The organism is Streptomyces sp. NPDC043853 (genome assembly GCF_056436025.1).
The window spans coordinates 46,367-63,679 of sequence record NZ_JBWKDJ010000004.1; the positions used below are offsets into that span (position 1 = coordinate 46,367).

Here is a 17,313-nt window from a genome sequence, read left to right on the forward strand (position 1 = left end):
GCTGACCTGGAACGATCTTGCGGACCACTCTGCTGTGTCCGACGATGCACCTCCGTGATCCACAAGGTCCCTCGCGCACGGGGAGGGGCCGTCTCCGGGGGGAACACCATGTTGGAAACGCTGGGGCTGGGGACCGCCGCCGAGGCCGTCTACCGGGGGCTGCTGGAACGGCCTTCCGCTGGAATGGCCGAGCTGTGCCTGCTGCTGGACCTGCCGGAGGGCGACGTACGGAGCGGCCTGGACCGGCTGATCGACCTGGAGCTGCTCCAGCCGTCCAGGGACGTGCCCGGCGAGCTGCGGCCGGTCAGTCCGACCGTGGGCCTGCAGGTGATCCTGCACCGCCAAGAGGCCGAGGTTCTCCGCCGGCAGCAGGAACTCGTCCGCAGCAAGGAGGCGGTGGCCCGGCTCGTGACCAGCCTGAGCACGACCCGCCACGCCGGCCAACAGGACGGTACGGAACGGCTGATGGGCCTGGACGCGATCCAGGACCGGCTGCGTGAACTCGCGCGGGACCTCCGTACGGAGTGCCTGTCGATCATGCCCGGGGGAGCCCAGTCGCAGGCCAGCCTCGATGCCTCCCGCCCGCTGGACGAAGACGCCCGACGGCGCGGCATCCGGCTTCTCACCGTTTACCAGGACAGCGCGCGCAACGACCCCGCGACCCGCAGCTATGCACGCTGGCTGACGGATCTGGGCGGAGAAGTCCGCACCGCGCCGATGGTCCCGCCCCGCCTGCTGGTCATCGACCGGCGGACCGCTCTGGTGCCCATCGATCCCGCCAACAGCAAGCTCGGCGCGCTGTGCACCTCCGAGCCCGGCATCGTCAGCTCGTTCATCGCCCTCTTCGAGCAGACCTGGGACTCGGCTGTGCCGCTCGGCGCCGATCCTCGGCCGCGCTCTGACGCTGACAGTCCCTCAGCCGGTGACCGAGAGCTGCTCAAGCTACTCGCCTCCGGCATGACCGACGAAGCGGCCGGCAAGCGGCTGGGGGTGTCGCTCCGGACCGTACGGCGCCAGATGTCCGCCCTGATGGAGCGGCTGGAGGCGAGCAGCCGGTTCGAGGCGGGACTCAAGGCGGCGCAGCGCGGCTGGCTCTGACTCCTCCCCGGCGCAGCACGGCCGCCGCGCGCGCCAGAGGCCCTGGCCAGAGATACTCATCCTTGCCCTGACCAGCGACAGCCCGGGTCCTCGGCCACACCGGGGACCCGGGCGTTCTCGAATGCGACCACGAGACGGTGTACCGGACTACCGACCGAGTCGGGCCAGAACAGGCCTGTACGCCTTCCCCAAGCACCACCACCTGACGGCTGGTTACACGACAGCCCGCATCAGCGACCAGACGAGAGAGCGTCCCGTCGAAGAGTCGCTGGGCGCTCTGGTGGGGTGCCCGTCCGTCGGCTCAGTCGGCCTGTTCCCCCGCCTCCATCGCGCGTCGGCCCCAACCGGATTCGAGGAGGTCGAAGACGTCCGGGGGCCTCGGCAGGTCAGGCGCGCAGTCGGAGCAGGCGTAGACGGTGAAGCCGGGGCCCGAACCGGCGTGGACCTCGGAGATCACCACCGGGTCCGTGGTGAGTTGCTCGCATTCCACGCACATGCGGGCCGGCGGGCGGGCCATCACGCCACCGCCCGGCGCGCGCCGACGAGGTGGGTGTCCAGGTCGATGCCGAAGTCGGAGGCGAGGACGAGGGCGAGGCGCCGGTCGCGCTGGCGGGCGCGTTCCTCGTGGTTGCGGAGGTACGGGCGTACGAGCGGGCTTTCGCTCCCCTCGAACGGCGGCCCGTCCACGCCGTATGGCGAACGGTGAGCGGGGGGCCAGGGCCGCCGTACGCGTGCCGTCTCGCCCGGCCGGGCGGCGGACAGCGCGCGTGCGGGCACCAGCGGCGTCCGCCGTGCCCCGATACTCGGCCTGAGCCACAGCATCGCCCAGCGGGCGAGCGCGCGGATAGGGTCTGCCATGTCGGTCTGTCTCCTCAGATCGGCCATGCCCCGGGACGGTTGCAGCCGTCGCCGGGGTCCTTCGTATCGAGAGTATCGCGAACCGCGTCCCTCTGCACCCCACTGCGTCCCTCTGCGTTCCGACGCGGTGGGACGCGTTCGCACGATGCCTGCCGCACAACAGTGCGGCAGGGTGGAGAGATGAGCAACGGCCTTCCGCAGTACGAGTACGTAAAGCTGGCGGACGCGATCGCCGCCGAGATCGCCTCTGGCAAGTTGCCGGCGGGCGCAGCGCTGCCTGGTGAGCGGGCAATGACCGAGTTGTACTCGGTCAGCATCGGGACCGTCCGCCGCGCCGTCGCCGAACTCCGGTCGCGGGGGCTGGTCGCAACTCTGCCCGCGAAGGGGACCTACGTCCTCGGGCAGCCCGAGTAACGCAGAACGGCCCCGGCAGCAGCCGGGGCCGTTCGCGTAATCGCAGGTCAGCCGGGGTTACGGCAGGTTGCGGGCCATGACGATCCGCTGGACCTGGTTCGTGCCTTCGTAGATCTGCGTGCTTTACGGCACATCCGCCGCTGACCTGCACGGACACCCCCTGTATAGGAGGCCTCCCCAGGATTCCCCCATGATCACCGGCCTGTCTCTCCTGGTCAGGCTGCTGCGGTGTCTGCCACCCGTCGTACGGGGCTCCGGCGGCCCCCTTGACGTCCCAGCGGTGCAGGGATGACGCTCGTGCAAGTTGGCGTAAGCCACTCGACACCGGAGGCAGTCATGGCACTACGGTTCATCGGGATTGATCCAGACACCGGGCAGCAGGGCTCCCCCACCGTATGGGTGGACGAGGAAAAGGCGGAGCTGGTGCTTCAGGGCTGGAAGCCAGACGAAAAGCTAGAGGCGGAGTGCGCCGCGTTCGAGGCTCCCGGGCACGCTCCGGGCATCCCTCCGCACGAAGCCGTGATTCGGATTCCGGCCCGTATGGTGCCGATGCTCAGGAAGGCGTGCGATGTCGCAGAACGAGCCGGGCTTTAACGAGCTGCTGGCAGCAGCCAAGCACTCGGCGGTGCACCTGGAGCTGCGCGACTCGTACGGCGTCGGGGATGAGGCCGAGGACTTCGAGACCTGGAAGCGCACGGGTCAGCGAGACATTGACCCGGCGTCCGCCTACTGGACGCCGTGGGTTGATTTGATTCGCAGCACCGTGGCCCGAGGTGTGACCGTCCGCCGTGCCCGCGTCGTATCGGAACCGGTAACGGATTACATCCGGTACGAGCACGCCGGCACCGTGGTCAACCTTCACGCCGGGGAGCAGGTCCGCTGGCTGCCCAGGCGGCAGGCTTCGGATATCGCGCTTCCCGGAAACGACTGCTGGGTGTTCGACGGAGAGATCGTGCTCTTCAACCACTTCTCCGGGGACGGGAACTGGTCCGAGCCTGGCTGGGAGGTTCGTTCCGAGCCCGCCGTGGCACGACTGGCCTCGACTGCGTTCGAGGCAGTCTGGGAGCGCGGTATCCCGCACGAGAAGTACACGGTTTGACCTGACGGAAAACGAAGAGCTCACTCATGTCTGCGTCCCCCTCCTCCAGCGCCCAGGCCGCCCGTGAAGCCATCGCCGCCCGCCTCGGGGGCGTACGTAAAGACGCGGAGCTGACCGGGCATGAGTTGGCTCTTCGGTGTGGCTGGAGTCCCGCGAAGTCATCACGCATCGAGCGGGCCAAGACTCCTGCGTCGGCCGCCGACATCCGCGCCTGGTGCAAAGCCTGCGGAGCAGAAGACCAGACAGACGACCTGATCGCGGCGAACCGGCAAGCCGACCAGATGTACGTCCACTGGCAGAAGCTGCACCGGCACGGCATGCGCCGGGCGCAGGAGGAGGTTGTCCCCCTATACGAGCAGACCCGCCATTTCCGCGTGTACTGCTCGAACGTGGTGCCGGGCATGCTCCAGACCGAGGCGTACGCGGCAGCTCTGCTATCGACCATCGCCGCCTTTCAAGGCACCCCTGACGACTCGCAGACGGCGGCAGCATCCCGAATCGAACGCTCACGCGTGCTCCATGACGGCAACCACCGCTTCGCTCTGCTGCTGGAAGAAACGGTGCTCCGCTATCGCATTGGCGACGCTGCCGCCATGGCTGGACAGCTCGGCTACCTGTTGGCTGTCATGGCGCTTCCGAACGTAAGCCTCGGGGTAATCCCATTCACGGCCCAGCGGCTTGTCTGGCCCCTGGAAGCCTTCTATCTCTTCGACGGCCGCCAAGCGAGCGTGGAGCTGCTCACGGCCGCAGTGAACGTCACGGCACCCAGCGAGGTTGCCACGTACGCCAAGGCGTTCTCCGAGCTGTCCAAGCTCGCTGTCTACGGCGCACCCGCCCGTGCTCTGATCTCGGATGCGATCACGTCGCTCGGTTAGTTCGCGTGCAAGCTCGTGCAAGACCGTGGCCCGCTCCGTTCCCTGCTTTCTAGGGTCATTCCATCGACCTCGGAGGCGATCGGGAGGGCGCGGCGTGACGAAGACGGAACCGAATCGGTGGCAGGAAGCACCGGTGGTGCTGCCGATGCGGGCGGAACGGCCTCGGCCTCGGCCCGTACCGGGTTGCCCGGAGTGCGCCCGGCTGGGCCAGCTTCGGAAGGCGGCGGGGCTGGAGGGCGACGGCACGACGGTGGCCGACTGCAACATCCTGCTCCGGATGCACGGGACCGGGCACTGATGGACATGCAGACGTGGAGAGACGCGAGGACTCAGGCTACGGACGCGGCGGAGTCCATACGCGCGGCGCTCGCCGCCCTGGGAGTGCCCGAGAGCGCCTGGTGCAGCGTCCGGCCCGTGGTGACGCACAACGGGCATGCGTACGTGCACCTGGGCATGATCCGGGCTGATGCGGTCGAGCAGATCGCAGAGGCGCTGCGAGTGCCCTCGGCTCCCTGAGCCGATCACAGAATCCTGTCACCGCTGCCCTCCCGGCGGGAGGCAGGTAGTCCCCCGATCGACAAGCCGTTGAGCAGAGACAGGACGTGTCTCGCCTGGGTTGACGTGCCCAGGCTCCGGCCCGGTCCGCCCCTTGACTGGGGTGTCGCCCTGGGCGGTGAGGGCAACCGCTTCGGCCCCAGGGAAGCCGAAGCACCCATTGGAGACTTCCGTCCGTCGCGGGCGGGGGACGGCCGGCTCTCGTTCGGCCGTACAGCAGATCAGGAAGGGCACGACGATGACCGACCTGTACGGGCTCCCCATCGAGGGAGCCGAGTTCTCGAAGGCGTGCGGCGGCAGCACGCACCCGGACGGCGAGGCGTGCGTGACGCTCGCCAAGATCGGCCCGGACGCGTGGGCCATGGGTGACAGCAAGCGGCCTGACGCGGAGCCGCTGCGGTTCACCACGGCGGAGCTGGACGCGGCGGGCATCGACCCCGCGCGGTTCGACCTCTCCGCCTGATCCCTGAGCACCACCTGACTGGCGGCCCCGCCCACACGCCGACGGGCGGGGCCGTCGCCATTCCCCGAAACGGAGCGGCAGTGCACCACCACGGTTACGCATGGGTCGGAGAGAAGAAGGCGTTCGACAACGAGAGCATCCGGCGACCACCGCCGGAGCACGCACCGCCCGTGGGAATCGACGAGGCGTTGACGGAGCGCTACCGCAACGCGGTAGCCGATTTCCCAGCAACGGGCGTCCCTCCGATCCAAACCGCTCACTGGCTGACGAAACCGGCCTCCCAGGTGCGGGGCACCTGGGAGGAGCCGAAAGAGGCTGGGGAATGGCTCGGGCTCCAGTTGGCGGAATTCGCACCCCGGTTCGCATCGGAGGCCGATCGGGAAGTGACTCGGCTAGTCCTGTTGGTGAAGTCTGCGGTGGAACGGCTGACCTGGGGTGGGGACGTGTCCCTGGGGCACTACCTCAACGGCACCGTCTTCCATTCGGTCGCGCTGGTGTCCTGCTCCCCGAACCGTTCCAGTCCCGAACTGTCCTGCCCTCTGGAGTAGTCGAAGCAACGAATGAAGCCCCGGCCAGTTGGCCGGGGCTTCATTGGTTTGGTGACCGGTTCAGAGCAGTGCGCGGAACGGATTGGAGTCGAGAACGGGAGCAGTGGGCCGTTCCTTCACTGCCGGTTGCTGGGCTTGCTTCGGGGTCGGGCGGTAGGCGTCCAGGCGGACGACGGTGGCCCGGTTCTCCTCATGCTCCGCGCTGGCCGGCTGCGGCACAGTGTCACCACGAAGTGTGAAGACGGTGGCCGGTCGGCCCGTCTTCCCCGACCGTTCCACGGTGACGACGATGCCGGGTAGTGCCTTGACCTCTTCGGCGGTCGCTCCCACGTAGGGCAGGACCTGAGAAGACGTGGCTCGGCCGCCATGCAGCTCGATTCGGGCTCGGACCTTGTCCGTCAGGCTGAGCGGCTGCCGCTTCATCTTTGGGGCGTTGGCCCCCTTGGTGATCCGGACGGCGTCCTGGACAGAGCGACGTACGAGAGTGAAGGCGGCTGACAGGATCTCTTCCGTGACAGTCTCGGAGCACTCGGACGCTGCCAGGCAGGCCGCTACCCGAAGGGTTTGTTCGGCCGTTCTCTCGATGAACACCGACTGTGCTTCGGGCAGGGTCTCACCCAGGATGCGGGCATAGCGGCGGACGATCCGCCACAGCGGCCGTGCGTCCTCGGAGAGTGTGATCACCCGGGGTCGGGCGGTAGCCCAGCCGTAAGCGTCGGACAGCTCGGAACCGTCCAGCTTCGGCAGACTGATCCGGTCATCGTCCAGCATCGGAACCGACCCGAGCAGGAAGGGCAGGATGCGGTTGTACGAGCCTCCGGCCGCCTCCGACTCCCCAACGTACTTGGCCCAGTCAGACGGGGTGATGTGCGAATGGAGAACCATCGCAGGGTCGCGCACTTCCTGCGCTTCATCCTTGGTCGTGTTCCGAACCGTTGCACCGTCCCAGGCCGCGCGTAGCTTGGTGGTGAACGACGGATCGCGCTTGACCCGCTTCAAGACCTCCGTCCATTCCTCCTCCACCACCAGGGCCCGGACGTCGCGCCCGTGCTCCGTCTCGGAGGTCGCTTCCTGCTGCTCCCACAAGTGGTTGACCAGACTGGCTCCGGACGTGATCCCGGATGTGGTGTGCGTGGCGAGGAAGCGCCCCAGTGAGCCGTCCAGGACCTGAATCGCCGCCCGCAGGGCGGTCCCCTTTCCCCTTCCTGTTCCGGCAACCAGGGCCGACCACAGGAGCACGGGCCGGCGACCGCCGCGCGACGACACCTTGACCGTTCCACCGATCGCGGCCGACCACATCGACAGGGCCGCCACATACACCCCCAAGGGGTCCGTCTCCAGAAACGGGGCGATCTTTCGGACCGCGCGACCGATGGGACCGTACAGAACGGGGATGCTCATGCTGCCTCTATCTCAAGGAGGGTTAGTTGGGTGGCCACTGGCTGGGGAGGCCGGGCGCACTTGGCGCCCGGCACAGTGGGGGCGGCATTCAGGCCGCTACCGCTTTTCCCTGCGCGGGCGCCCGGTTGGCCAGCTCGTACGCGTGACGGACGTCCATCGGGACACGACCCTGAGCGGGAAGCTTCGGCCACCCGTTCTCGCGCGCCCATGCCCGGATCAGTCGGTTCCGCTCCCGCGTGCTCATCCCGGAACGGTCCACCTTCACAGGCTGGGGAAGCGGGTCACCACCGATCAACTCACCTGCACAGACAGCCGCCTTGAACCGTCCGGGCGCACGGACGTCCATGCAGGGGATGCCACGCTCAGCCGCGTCCCGCAGCTTCGTACCGTTGCGGTCCCCACCTTCGGCCAGGATCAGCAGGACCGTGTTGTCATCGGCGCGGCCAACCACCTCGTAGCCCAGGTTCCGCACAGCCTCGCGGGCCGTGTCCCAGTCGTAGCCCGGAACCTCCCCAGCGATCATCACGGAAGGGGACGACTCAGGCTCCGCCGCTTCCTCGCTCACGTCCGGCACGTCGTGGCACTCCGACTCGACAGGCACCAGATCAGCCAACGCCACGGAGTCAGGGTCGTCCGCAACATCGTCCGGGGCCCCCAAGGCATCTACCAGGTACAACCCGAACGACTCGGCGTGAGACCCACAGAGATCCCACGTGCGCACTCCCAGAATCAGCCTGTCCGTCGCCTCTTCCTCACTCCCATCCTTCGCCAGATGGGCGTCACAAAGCGTCTTGAGAACGGGGACGAGAACCGTCTTACGCATGACGTGAGAATCCTTTGATTCGGGGCCGACAGGGCGAGTAGTCGATGGGCCGGAGCGCTGCTCTTACGGCCGCCGCACTCAGTTGGTGCGACGTGATCAACTCTGCCAATCCCCTATCACGGAACGGTAACGGGCAGATTTCGAGACTATTACTCTCATGAATGTAATTACCGGGGTAATATCTAGTTAGAAACAAATGGGGACCGCCCGGGGCGCCTTCCTCCCATCGCGTTTGCCAATCAAAATATGAAGCAGAATGGGCCGTTAGTCTTTCCCCTTCCCGCAGGTGAAGCAGCGCCCCGAATCGTGCATCAGCCCGTCGCCCCAGGGGCGTTCCTGGCCTGTCAGCTGCCACCCGATGTGAACGGCTAGCTCCTGCACACACTCAGAGCACTGCGGCTCTGACCAGGGACATTCGACTCCGGGGCGATGCTTGCCGTCGTGGGTGACGGCGGCTCCGGCCTTGGCTGCCCGGCGTGCGCTCACTGGTCACCACCGCCGCTCTGGAACGTCCAGCCGAGTCGCTTCATACCGTCTGCGGTCAACCCGAGAGCCGTAGCAAGGTGCCGAAATTCCATCTGATGGTTAGCATTCGCTGACCCGTCCAGGATCTTGGCGAAATAGGTCAGCATTGCGGCCACAGTCGGGATGAACGACTCATCCCACATAGCGGCCTGGGGAGCCTCCCACCACTGCCGCCACTGGGAACGCTCAGAATCGGACCATTCCCGAATGGTGGGTAGGTCGGGAACCGGTAGGCCGTGATCCCAGGGCAGCTCAATCAAACCCTTGAAGCGGGAGTGCGGAGAATTGGGGTTACGCATTTTCGGCATGGATCATCTCCCTTAGTCATCGCCGGCTGAGCGGAGGGTGAACGGAACGGGCCCCTGCCAGCACAGCAGGGGCCCGGGACGGGTGCGGGTGATCAGGCCGAGATGGGCCATTCAACGGCGGCCTTGACGATGCCCTTCGTCGGCTTGGACTCATCGAACGAAGAATCTGCCTTCTTGGTGTCCAGCTCGGGGTACCGCACGATCTTGCCGCCGTAGAGGTGAAGAACGTCCAGGTAGTCGGCCCGGTACTTCTCCGACTGGCCCTCTCGGAATCCTGTGAACTGGCTTGCGTACGTGGCGAAGTCCTTGTGACCGGCCACGATGTCCACGCCCGCAGGCATGGCCGTGGTGCTCAGAATCGTGAAGCCCGCCAGACGCGCTACAACACCGTTCGCAGTCACGCCGCCCTCGCCGTAGGCGGCAGCGTTGGCGACGGCCGGGTGTTCCACGAGGTAGCGCTTCACCCGAGGCGAGACGACCACGTACCGGCCTGCCGGGATGTCGTTGTCGTCCAGAGCCAACATCATGTCCAGGATCGTGCTGTAGAGGCTCTGAGAGACGTTCGCTGCGGTCGGCTTGACGTTGGGCAGAGCCGTGGCACCGCTGGCAATGATGCCGCCCATGAAGGTGTCGGCCTCACGGGCAAGGGACCGGATCATCTGCTGGTTAATCGGGGAAGCAAGGCCGGGAATGGTGAGCTGGACTCGCTCGGCGTCCTCCACGAGCACCTGTAGGTACTTGCCCTCAGTGATCGGGAGCTTCTGATCCACGGTCTCCGGCCGCTGCGCAGTCATGCCATCGGGGAGCTTGTAGTCCCCAACCGTGGGCCGCAGAAGCGAGTTGATGTGGACCACATCACCCTTCTTCCGGATCTCACCTTCGTACTTGTTATTCGAGACGATCGGAGAAGCCCAAACCAACAGCGGGTCGAACTGGGTCAGTAGGTCGGCGTCCCAGATCTCCGGGACGAAGGTGTGAGTGGAAGCGTTTTGGTAGGCAAAGGCCATATGGGTACTCCTAGTTAGCGCTTACGGACATCAAGGGAAACGCGGCGGGCCGCAGGCGGGTCGTAGCGGTTGTAGCCAGCTCCAGCAATAGGAGCGAACTTCGGTTCCTGGGCGGCAGCGAGCGGAGCCAATGCCTTGCCGATGGCCTCGGCCGATGGATTTCCGTCCTCATCAAGGAGCTTGGAAGTATCCAAATAGTCCGCGAAACCGTCACCAAGCTTGATACCGGCCTGGGCTGCCTGGGCCTTGAGTTCAGCCTGTGCGAGCTTGGCTGCGTACTCGCGCCGCACCTCGGCACGAATGGCCTCGGAACCGTCGGCCGGCACCAGGGCCGGGGAATGGGAATCGGTCTGGGGGTCGCTCATAGGCGACACCTCCTCAAGATCTAATCAAGGAAGTAAAAGTGGTATAGGGCCGCTCTTGAGGCGGCCCTATACCTCACAACAGGACAACGTAAGAGAAGACAGGTCCCCTACCCCCAATCAATCAACTTCAAGGGGTAGAGGACCACTCTCCGGTTGTTCTGCTGTGTGTCACAGGCAGGTATCCGCAGAGCCGCATTTGAGCATCTTCATGACTCGCTCAGGACTTCGAACAGGCCCGGACTCTCGTCCACGTCAGAGGGCCGCCGCCCAGCGGCCTTGACTCCAAGGGGAACGCCCCTCACTCCTATAAATAATCGGACAGGGCCCCTTCGGCGCTTACCTGTGGTCTTCACCCGCCCATGACGAACGGGTTCATGTGCTGTACGGGTCCCCGGGTGCAGAGGAGGGCCCCGGGGCGCTCTGCCTCATTCCAGGGCCGGGCAGAGCCAATAACGGCTAGCCTGCGATTCGCAGGAGCCGTCTGCCCAAGGTAGTCACCGGTCTTTGCCGCACGGCTCTCCAGGAACCAGAGGTCAACTACCTTGCGGTCTTCATCGGTCGAGTATTCGACGACGCTTTCCACGTTGGCCAGGGCGTCACTACGCCACTCGTCCCAGAGGTAGCGGTGATACCCCTCATTGAGGTCCGCCGCTCGACAGCTTCTCCACCATGGGCGCTCCACAGATTCCCGCCGGGTGGCCTCTTCCTCAATCGTCAGATTCTCGGCCCTGCCGACTGGGCGCACGCTCCACGTCTCGTACTTGATGCCATGGCGCTGCTGTTGGCGTCGAATGGCGCGGTTCTGATTCTGGCGCTTCACGTTGCAGCGGGCATGACTCGGGTTGGTTACGGGATTGGGCCCGCGCTTCCCTACCGGTCGATCGTAAGTCCACCCCTCGTTGCACCACGCGCAAATCAACTCAACAGGTTTGGTCGCCACCGCAGCCATTCGTCTACCTCTCCAGAGAAGCAAAAAGCCCCCGGTTGCCTCGGGGGCGTCGTTCGTCTTGTCGTTCAGTTCTGACGGTCTAGCCACGTCTCCAAGTCCGCCGGACGGCACCGGAGGGACTGGCCCACGCGCCGGAACGGGATCTCCTCACCTCTCCAGTTGTCATAGACCCAACTTCGCGGCTTGTTCAAGAATTCGGCTACTTCTGCAACCGTCAACAGCTTCACCAAACTGACCTCCGAGAATAGGAAAGCCCCCGAGTCGCCTCGGGGGCCGTCGAAATGTGAAGTTCAGGAACTACGGACTCAACTAACCGTCAGCGCTTGCCATGGAGTCCAGTACCGCCTTGGCTTTGTCGGTCACCTCTCCCCCCGCCTTGCCCGCCAGGGTGCCCAGGTAGCCGTCCCGCCGCGCCTTCTTCAGGTGGTCCTTGATCGTCTCTGGGCGACGCTCGATCAGTCGGGCAAGCCACGGGACCGGCGCCGGGGCCCCGCTCTCGGCCATGGCGGCGTACGCCGCAGCGAGCATTGCCAGGTATCGCTCCGAGACGCCTTCAGCTGCCAGGAGGCGGCCAGCAGCCTCCGCCGAGGCGTCCAGCGTCCGCGTGACGTCCTCAAGGGTCTGTTGGGCCTTCGGCGCCATCTTGGCCAAGTTCATCGCAGCCGCGATGTCGAGCCTGCGGAGCACGGTCGTGGAGATGCCGCGCACGACATCGCGGGGCTCGGCGTCATCGGCCGGCTCCACCGTCATGCGCTGTGGGCCTCCCGTGATCGGCCCCACAGGCCACCACATCCGGATCACCCAACCCCCTTGCTGCTGGGTGATCTCGAATCCGCTCTCGTCTGCTCGCATACCCCGACCATACACCACTCGGAGTGGTCCACCCCGTGTTGACAACCCAGGGTGGACGGTGTGCAGACTGAAGCCAGGGGGCTGGCCACGACAGCGGGGGCGGGCCCATTCACGACGAGAAGGGCCGGCTCAGACGTGGCAAGGGCATGGGTAGCGCGATCCAAGGACGACCCGAGGAAGTGGACGACGTTCTGGTACGACCCGGACGGGAAACAGCGGCAGAAGTCGTTCGAGACCAAGAAGCGCGCCGACGACCACCGGAAGCGGAAGGAGCAGGAGCTAGACGCCGGGACCTACCTGGACGACAAGCTGGGGAAGCAGTCCGTGACGGCGGTCTGGGAACAGTGGACCAATCAAAGGAAGCTGGAGAACAGCACCAAGAAGCAGTACCGCTCGATCCAGAACACAACCCTGGAACCGTTCTTCAAGGCCCGCTCCATCGTGTCCCTGAAGGTCGCGGACATCGAGCAGTGGATGTTGTGGATGGAGCAGGATCGGAAGCTGTCGGCCCGGACCCGGCGCCAGCGGTTCTCGTTCTTCTCCGGGATGATGGATTGGGCTGTCGTCAACGAGATCATCGGGCGCAACCCGTGCAAAAAGATCAGGCATGCGGGCAGCCGTGCCAAGGAGATTCGCGAGCACAAGACCAACGCCCGGCGGCTGACGACCCGGGAAGTGCTGGCCATGCTGAACGGAGCCCCTCCCCGTTACCGAGCGATGCTGTGGCTCATGGCGGGGTGCGGTCTCCGCATCGGTGAGGCCATGGCGGTCTCACGCGATCAGATCGACTTCCAGGCCGAGGTCCTGCGCGTCGATTTCCAGATTGCGGAGGACGGCGAATCAGAGTCGGGGAAGAACAGCGCGCTACAGCGGCGACACATCAAGGCCCGTGACGAGGAGGAGCCGGGGCGCGTCGTGCCCCTTCCGCCGAACGTGGCCTTCGAGCTGCGTAGGCACATCAAGAACCACGGCGTGTGGGGGCCGGAGCGTCTGCTGTTCCCGAACGTCACCCGGACCGGGTACGTGTACGCCTCGTACTTCTACCGGCAGATTTGGTTGGCGGCCCTGACGAAGGGCGGAGTGACCTACTGCAAGCCGCATTCCATGCGGCACTACTACGGGTCTCGGCTGCTGTACGCGGGCGTCCCTGAGAACGATGTGGCCGACTGGATGGGGCACAGCAGCACGGACGTGCTCCGCGAGCACTACCACTACATCTTCGAAGGGGCCGAGCAGCGCGGGCGTGCAGCCATCGCAACCATGCTGACCCCTGGTGCGGACGACCCCACCGAGCGGGCCGAAGTCGCCTGACCCAGCCCATACGGAAGGCCCCCGGCACGATGCCGGGGGCCTTGTCGTTTGTGCAGGTCAGCACTCGTTTCCAGCCCACTGTCCGCCCAGGATTTCCCCAGCATGACGCCCAGGAAAGGGCCGGAACGGGCCCGAACGGACCGGAAGCCGATCAGCGTTCCCGGATCACCCGAGAAGGCGTCTGACCTGCGAAAACCCTGCTACGGCAGGTTCCTCGCCATGACGATCCGCTGGACCTGGTTCGTACCTTCGTAAATCTGCGTGATCTTCGCGTCGCGCATCATGCGCTCGACCGGGTAGTCACGGGTGTAGCCGTAGCCGCCGAGGAGCTGGACGGCGTCGGTGGTGACCTCCATGGCGATGTCGGAGGCGAAGCACTTGGCCGCGGCGCCGAGGTAGGTGAGGTCGGCGTCGCCGCGCTCGGAGGCGGCCGCGGCCTGGTAGGTCAGGGCGCGGGCGGCGGAGACCTTCATGGCCATGTCCGCGAGCATGAACTGGATGCCCTGGAAGTCGGCGATCGGCTTGCCGAACTGCTTGCGCTCCTGGACGTAGCCCTTGGCGTAGTCGAGGGCGCCCTGCGCGATGCCGAGGGCCTGGGCCGCGATGGTGATGCGGGTGTGGTCCAGGGTCTTCATCGCGGTGGCGAAGCCCGTGCCCTCCTCGCCGATCATGCGGTCGGCGGGGATGCGGACGTTGTCGAGGTAGACCTCGCGGGTCGGGGAGCCCTTGATGCCGAGCTTCTTCTCCGGGGCGCCGAAGGAGACGCCCTCGTCGCCCTTCTCGACGACGAAGGCCGAGATGCCCTTCGAGCGCTTCTCCGGGTCGGTGACGGCCATGACCGTGTAGTACTCGGAGACGCCGGCGTTGGTGATCCAGCGCTTGACGCCGTTGAGGACGTAGGAGTCGCCGTCGCGGAGCGCGCGGGTCTTCATGCCCGCCGCGTCCGAGCCGGCGTCCGGCTCGGAGAGGCAGTACGAGAACATCCCGTCGCCCTTGGCGAGCGGGCCCAGGTACTTCTTCTTGAGGTCCTCGGAGCCGGACAGGATCACCGGGAGCGAGCCGAGCTTGTTGACCGCCGGGATCAGGGAGGAGGACGCGCAGACGCGGGCCACTTCCTCGATGACGATCACGGTGGCGAGGGCGTCCGCGCCCGCGCCGCCGTAGGTCTCCGGTACGTGGACGGCGTGCAGGTCGTTGGCGACCAGGGCGTCCAGGGCCTCCTGCGGGAACCGCGCCTCTTCGTCCACGGCGGCCGCGAACGGGGCGATCTTCGCCTCGCACAGCGCGCGGACCGAGTCGCGGAGCATCTCGTGCTCCTCGGCAGGGCGGTAGAGGTCGAAGTCGGAACCTGCCAAAGCACTCACTCCCCATGCTAACTACCGTTAAGTAACCCAAGCCTATGGCCGACCGGCCGGTAGGGGTACGGGCCGCGCGCGTGAGCTTGGTGACAACACGCGCGGCTATGCTCGGGGGCCGCACACCGCACCGCCGTCCCTTACGGAGTACCCATGGCCCCCAAGATCACTGTGATCGGCACTGGCTATCTCGGCGCGACGCACGCCGCGGCCATGGCCGAGCTGGGCTTCGAGGTGCTCGGGCTGGACGTCGTGCCCGAGAAGATCGAGATGCTCGCCGCGGGGCGGGTGCCGATGTACGAGCCGGGGCTGGAGGAGCTCCTCGCACGGCACGTGGCCGGGCTGCCGGGGTCCACCGGGCGGCTGCGGTTCACGATGGACTTCGCGGAGGTCGCGGAGTTCGGCGACGTCCACTTCGTGTGCGTGAACACCCCGCAGAAGCACAACGAGTACGCCTGCGACATGAGCTACGTGGACGCTGCGTTCGACGCGCTGGCCCCGCTGCTGACCCGGCCGGCCCTGGTCGTCGGCAAGTCCACCGTGCCGGTGGGCTCGGCGGACCGGCTGGCGCGGCGCCTGACCGAGCTGGCCCCGGCGGGCGGGGACGTGGAGCTGGCCTGGAACCCCGAGTTCCTGCGGGAGGGCTTCGCGGTGCAGGACACCCTGCACCCGGACCGGATCGTGGTGGGCGTGCGCGAGACCGGCGGGTCCGCCGAGAAGCTGCTGCGCGAGGTGTACGCGACGCCGGTCGCGGAGGGGTCCCCGCTGGTGGTGACCGACTTCCCGACGGCGGAGCTGGTCAAGACGGCCGCGAACTCCTTCCTCGCGACGAAGATCTCCTTCATCAACGCGATGGCCGAGGTGTGCGAGGCGGCCGGCGGCGACGTGGTGAAGCTGGCGGAGGCCATCGGCCACGACGAGCGGATCGGCGCGAAGTTCCTGCGCGCCGGGATCGGCTTCGGCGGCGGCTGCCTGCCGAAGGACATCCGCGCCTTCATGGCGAGGGCCGGCGAGCTGGGCGCCGACCAGGCGCTGACCTTCCTGCGCGAGGTCGACTCGATCAACATGCGCCGCCGCGGGCACATGGTGGAGCTGGCGCGGGAGGCGGTCGGCGGCTCCTTCCTGGGCAAGCGGGTCGCGGTGCTCGGCGCCACCTTCAAGCCGGACTCCGACGACGTACGGGACTCGCCGGCGCTGAACGTGGCCGGGCAGATCCACCTGCAGGGCGGGCAGGTCACGGTGTACGACCCCAAGGGGATGGGCAACGCGCGGCAGGTGTTCCCGACGCTGGCTTACGCCCAGTCCGCCGCGGCGGCGGTGGCCGGTGCGGACGTGGTGCTGCACCTCACCGAGTGGCGCGAGTTCCGTGAGCTGGATCCGGCGGAACTGGCGGGTGCGGTTTCCGTGCCGCTGATCCTGGACGGGCGCAACGCGCTGGACGCGGAGCGGTGGCGGGCCGCCGGCTGGACGTACCGCGCGATGGGGCGCCCGCGGGCGTAGCGGTTCCTCCGGCCCAGCAACCCCTCTAGCCGCGGGAGCGGTAGGTGCGCATCTTGGCGCGGCTGCCGCAGACCGACATCGAGCACCAGCGGCCGCGGGCGGCCGGGCTGCGGTCGTAGTACGCCCACTGGCAGTCCTCGGCCGCGCACGCCTTGAGGCGGGACCAGGTGCCGGCGGTGACGGCCTCGGCGACGGCCGTGGCGATCCGGGCGGTCAACCCGTCCCCGTCGGCCGCCAGGGTGGCGGCGCCCTCCCGGTCGATGCGGAGGGTCAGCGGGGCGCCGGCCAGCAGGTGGTTCAGCGCGGCCAGGGTACCCGCGGGGGCCTGGTGGCCGGCATGTGCCAGCAGGGCGGCGCGCAGTGCCTCGCGGAGTTCGGCGGCCTCGCCGAGGGCCGGGCCGGACAGGCCGAAACGTGCGGCGAGGCGGTCCTCGCCGGTGTCCACGCTCAGCGTGTTGACGAGTTCTTCCACCAGCGCGAGCCCTCCGGGGGCCGGTGCGCGTCCGACGCTCATGTTCTCGAAGTTACCTGCTGGATCGGTGATGGGGTAACGCGTAGGGTGGTCGTTACCGGCAAGGGTGCCTTACCGGTAACACGTTCGCCGCTTCGAAGGAGTACGTCATGGCCGTCGCCAAGCTCGGTACCGTCGTCCTCGACTGCCCGGACCCGCTCGCCCTCGCCACCTTCTACGCGGGGCTGCTCGGCGGCACCCCCTCGCTGGACGAGGACGGCAGCTGGGCGGACCTGGCGGTTCACGAGGGAACGCCGCTGGCCTTCCAGCTCGCCCCGGGCCACGTCCCGCCGGCCTGGCCCTCCCCGGAGGGCTCGCAGCAGTTCCACCTGGACCTGACCGTCGAGGACCTGGACGCCGCGGAGCGGCACATCCTGGCGCTGGGCGCGAAGCCCCTGGACGCGGGCGAGCCCGGCCGGACCTGGCGTGTCTACGCCGATCCGGCCGGGCACCCCGTCTGCCTCTGCGCCTGCTGAACCGCGCCGCCCCGGTCTGC

The 17,313-nt window shown here is 67.1% G+C and carries 23 protein-coding genes; 11 read left to right on the plus strand and 12 right to left on the minus strand.

Annotated features, from left to right (window positions below; translation table 11 throughout):
• Positions 1 to 108: 108 nt before the first annotated feature.
• Positions 109 to 1,098 carry a helix-turn-helix transcriptional regulator gene (locus AC067U_RS12435; RefSeq protein WP_478829628.1) on the plus strand — a complete coding sequence of 330 codons (990 nt, stop codon included), beginning with the start codon at positions 109 to 111 and terminating at the stop codon, positions 1,096 to 1,098.
• 301 nt (positions 1,099 to 1,399) lie between these two features.
• On the opposite strand, the gene AC067U_RS12440 is transcribed toward AC067U_RS12435, so the two are convergent.
• Together AC067U_RS12440 and AC067U_RS12445 are read right to left on the minus strand one after the other, a co-directional pair.
• Positions 1,400 to 1,615, minus strand: coding sequence for a hypothetical protein (locus tag AC067U_RS12440; protein ID WP_478829629.1), 216 nt, complete (start codon positions 1,613 to 1,615; stop codon positions 1,400 to 1,402).
• On the minus strand, positions 1,615 to 1,956 hold the full coding sequence (locus tag AC067U_RS12445) for a hypothetical protein (RefSeq protein WP_478829630.1): 342 nt from the start codon (positions 1,954 to 1,956) through the stop codon (positions 1,615 to 1,617). The genes AC067U_RS12440 and AC067U_RS12445 overlap by 1 nt, the downstream gene beginning before the upstream one ends.
• A gap of 180 nt (positions 1,957 to 2,136) precedes the next feature.
• Between AC067U_RS12445 and AC067U_RS12450 the strand changes: the two genes are divergently transcribed.
• From AC067U_RS12450 to AC067U_RS12480, 7 genes are all read left to right on the plus strand, one after another.
• A complete protein-coding gene (locus tag AC067U_RS12450) occupies positions 2,137 to 2,370 on the plus strand; it encodes a GntR family transcriptional regulator (protein WP_478829631.1) in 234 nt (77 codons plus the stop codon).
• Positions 2,371 to 2,706: 336 nt separating this feature from the next.
• The gene (locus AC067U_RS12455; RefSeq protein WP_331798277.1) at positions 2,707 to 2,964 is read left to right on the plus strand and encodes a hypothetical protein; all 258 of its coding nucleotides are present in this window, start codon (positions 2,707 to 2,709) and stop codon (positions 2,962 to 2,964) included.
• Positions 2,939 to 3,469, plus strand: coding sequence for a DUF6879 family protein (locus AC067U_RS12460; RefSeq protein WP_344332682.1), 531 nt, complete (start codon positions 2,939 to 2,941; stop codon positions 3,467 to 3,469). Before AC067U_RS12455 ends, AC067U_RS12460 begins: the two co-directional genes overlap by 26 nt.
• A gap of 26 nt (positions 3,470 to 3,495) precedes the next feature.
• Entirely contained in the window at positions 3,496 to 4,344 is an 849-nt protein-coding gene (locus AC067U_RS12465; protein ID WP_478829632.1) for a helix-turn-helix domain-containing protein, read from the plus strand.
• Positions 4,345 to 4,647: 303 nt separating this feature from the next.
• Entirely contained in the window at positions 4,648 to 4,860 is a 213-nt protein-coding gene (locus AC067U_RS12470; protein ID WP_331798278.1) for a hypothetical protein, read from the plus strand.
• Positions 4,861 to 5,137: 277 nt separating this feature from the next.
• A complete protein-coding gene (locus tag AC067U_RS12475; RefSeq protein WP_075970399.1) occupies positions 5,138 to 5,362 on the plus strand; it encodes a DUF397 domain-containing protein in 225 nt (74 codons plus the stop codon).
• An 80-nt stretch (positions 5,363 to 5,442) separates the two neighbouring features.
• On the plus strand, positions 5,443 to 5,910 hold the full coding sequence (locus AC067U_RS12480; RefSeq protein WP_478829633.1) for a hypothetical protein: 468 nt from the start codon (positions 5,443 to 5,445) through the stop codon (positions 5,908 to 5,910).
• A 60-nt stretch (positions 5,911 to 5,970) separates the two neighbouring features.
• Here AC067U_RS12480 and AC067U_RS12485 read toward each other — a convergent pair whose 3' ends face one another.
• The 8 genes from AC067U_RS12485 to AC067U_RS12520 form a co-directional block, all read right to left on the minus strand.
• Positions 5,971 to 7,311: a DUF3987 domain-containing protein gene (locus tag AC067U_RS12485; RefSeq protein WP_478829634.1), complete on the minus strand. Its 1,341-nt coding sequence runs from the start codon at positions 7,309 to 7,311 to the stop codon at positions 5,971 to 5,973.
• An 88-nt stretch (positions 7,312 to 7,399) separates the two neighbouring features.
• A complete protein-coding gene (locus tag AC067U_RS12490; protein ID WP_478829635.1) occupies positions 7,400 to 8,134 on the minus strand; it encodes an Lsr2 family DNA-binding protein in 735 nt (244 codons plus the stop codon).
• Between the two features lie 482 nt (positions 8,135 to 8,616).
• The gene (locus AC067U_RS12495; RefSeq protein WP_478829636.1) at positions 8,617 to 8,967 is read right to left on the minus strand and encodes a hypothetical protein; all 351 of its coding nucleotides are present in this window, start codon (positions 8,965 to 8,967) and stop codon (positions 8,617 to 8,619) included.
• Between the two features lie 92 nt (positions 8,968 to 9,059).
• On the minus strand, positions 9,060 to 9,974 hold the full coding sequence (locus tag AC067U_RS12500) for a phage major capsid protein (RefSeq protein WP_478829637.1): 915 nt from the start codon (positions 9,972 to 9,974) through the stop codon (positions 9,060 to 9,062).
• Between the two features lie 14 nt (positions 9,975 to 9,988).
• The gene (locus AC067U_RS12505; protein ID WP_478829638.1) at positions 9,989 to 10,339 is read right to left on the minus strand and encodes a hypothetical protein; all 351 of its coding nucleotides are present in this window, start codon (positions 10,337 to 10,339) and stop codon (positions 9,989 to 9,991) included.
• Positions 10,340 to 10,688: 349 nt separating this feature from the next.
• On the minus strand, positions 10,689 to 11,288 hold the full coding sequence (locus AC067U_RS12510; protein ID WP_478829639.1) for a hypothetical protein: 600 nt from the start codon (positions 11,286 to 11,288) through the stop codon (positions 10,689 to 10,691).
• A gap of 65 nt (positions 11,289 to 11,353) precedes the next feature.
• Positions 11,354 to 11,515 carry a helix-turn-helix domain-containing protein gene (locus AC067U_RS12515; protein ID WP_478829640.1) on the minus strand — a complete coding sequence of 54 codons (162 nt, stop codon included), beginning with the start codon at positions 11,513 to 11,515 and terminating at the stop codon, positions 11,354 to 11,356.
• A gap of 82 nt (positions 11,516 to 11,597) precedes the next feature.
• Positions 11,598 to 12,140, minus strand: a complete 543-nt coding sequence (locus AC067U_RS12520; protein WP_478829641.1) for a hypothetical protein — start codon at positions 12,138 to 12,140, stop codon at positions 11,598 to 11,600.
• Positions 12,141 to 12,275: 135 nt separating this feature from the next.
• On the opposite strand from AC067U_RS12520, the gene AC067U_RS12525 reads away from it, so the two are divergent.
• A complete protein-coding gene (locus tag AC067U_RS12525) occupies positions 12,276 to 13,451 on the plus strand; it encodes a tyrosine-type recombinase/integrase (protein ID WP_478830094.1) in 1,176 nt (391 codons plus the stop codon).
• A gap of 200 nt (positions 13,452 to 13,651) precedes the next feature.
• Here AC067U_RS12525 and AC067U_RS12530 read toward each other — a convergent pair whose 3' ends face one another.
• Positions 13,652 to 14,806, minus strand: a complete 1,155-nt coding sequence (locus AC067U_RS12530; protein WP_478830095.1) for an acyl-CoA dehydrogenase family protein — start codon at positions 14,804 to 14,806, stop codon at positions 13,652 to 13,654.
• Positions 14,807 to 14,959: 153 nt separating this feature from the next.
• On the opposite strand from AC067U_RS12530, the gene AC067U_RS12535 reads away from it, so the two are divergent.
• On the plus strand, positions 14,960 to 16,306 hold the full coding sequence (locus tag AC067U_RS12535) for a UDP-glucose dehydrogenase family protein (protein WP_478829642.1): 1,347 nt from the start codon (positions 14,960 to 14,962) through the stop codon (positions 16,304 to 16,306).
• A gap of 25 nt (positions 16,307 to 16,331) precedes the next feature.
• On the opposite strand, the gene AC067U_RS12540 is transcribed toward AC067U_RS12535, so the two are convergent.
• Entirely contained in the window at positions 16,332 to 16,820 is a 489-nt protein-coding gene (locus tag AC067U_RS12540) for a CGNR zinc finger domain-containing protein (RefSeq protein WP_478829643.1), read from the minus strand.
• Between the two features lie 107 nt (positions 16,821 to 16,927).
• Here AC067U_RS12540 and AC067U_RS12545 point away from each other — a divergent pair, with 107 nt between their 5' ends.
• Positions 16,928 to 17,293 carry a VOC family protein gene (locus AC067U_RS12545; RefSeq protein ID WP_478829644.1) on the plus strand — a complete coding sequence of 122 codons (366 nt, stop codon included), beginning with the start codon at positions 16,928 to 16,930 and terminating at the stop codon, positions 17,291 to 17,293.
• Positions 17,294 to 17,313: the final 20 nt, after the last annotated feature.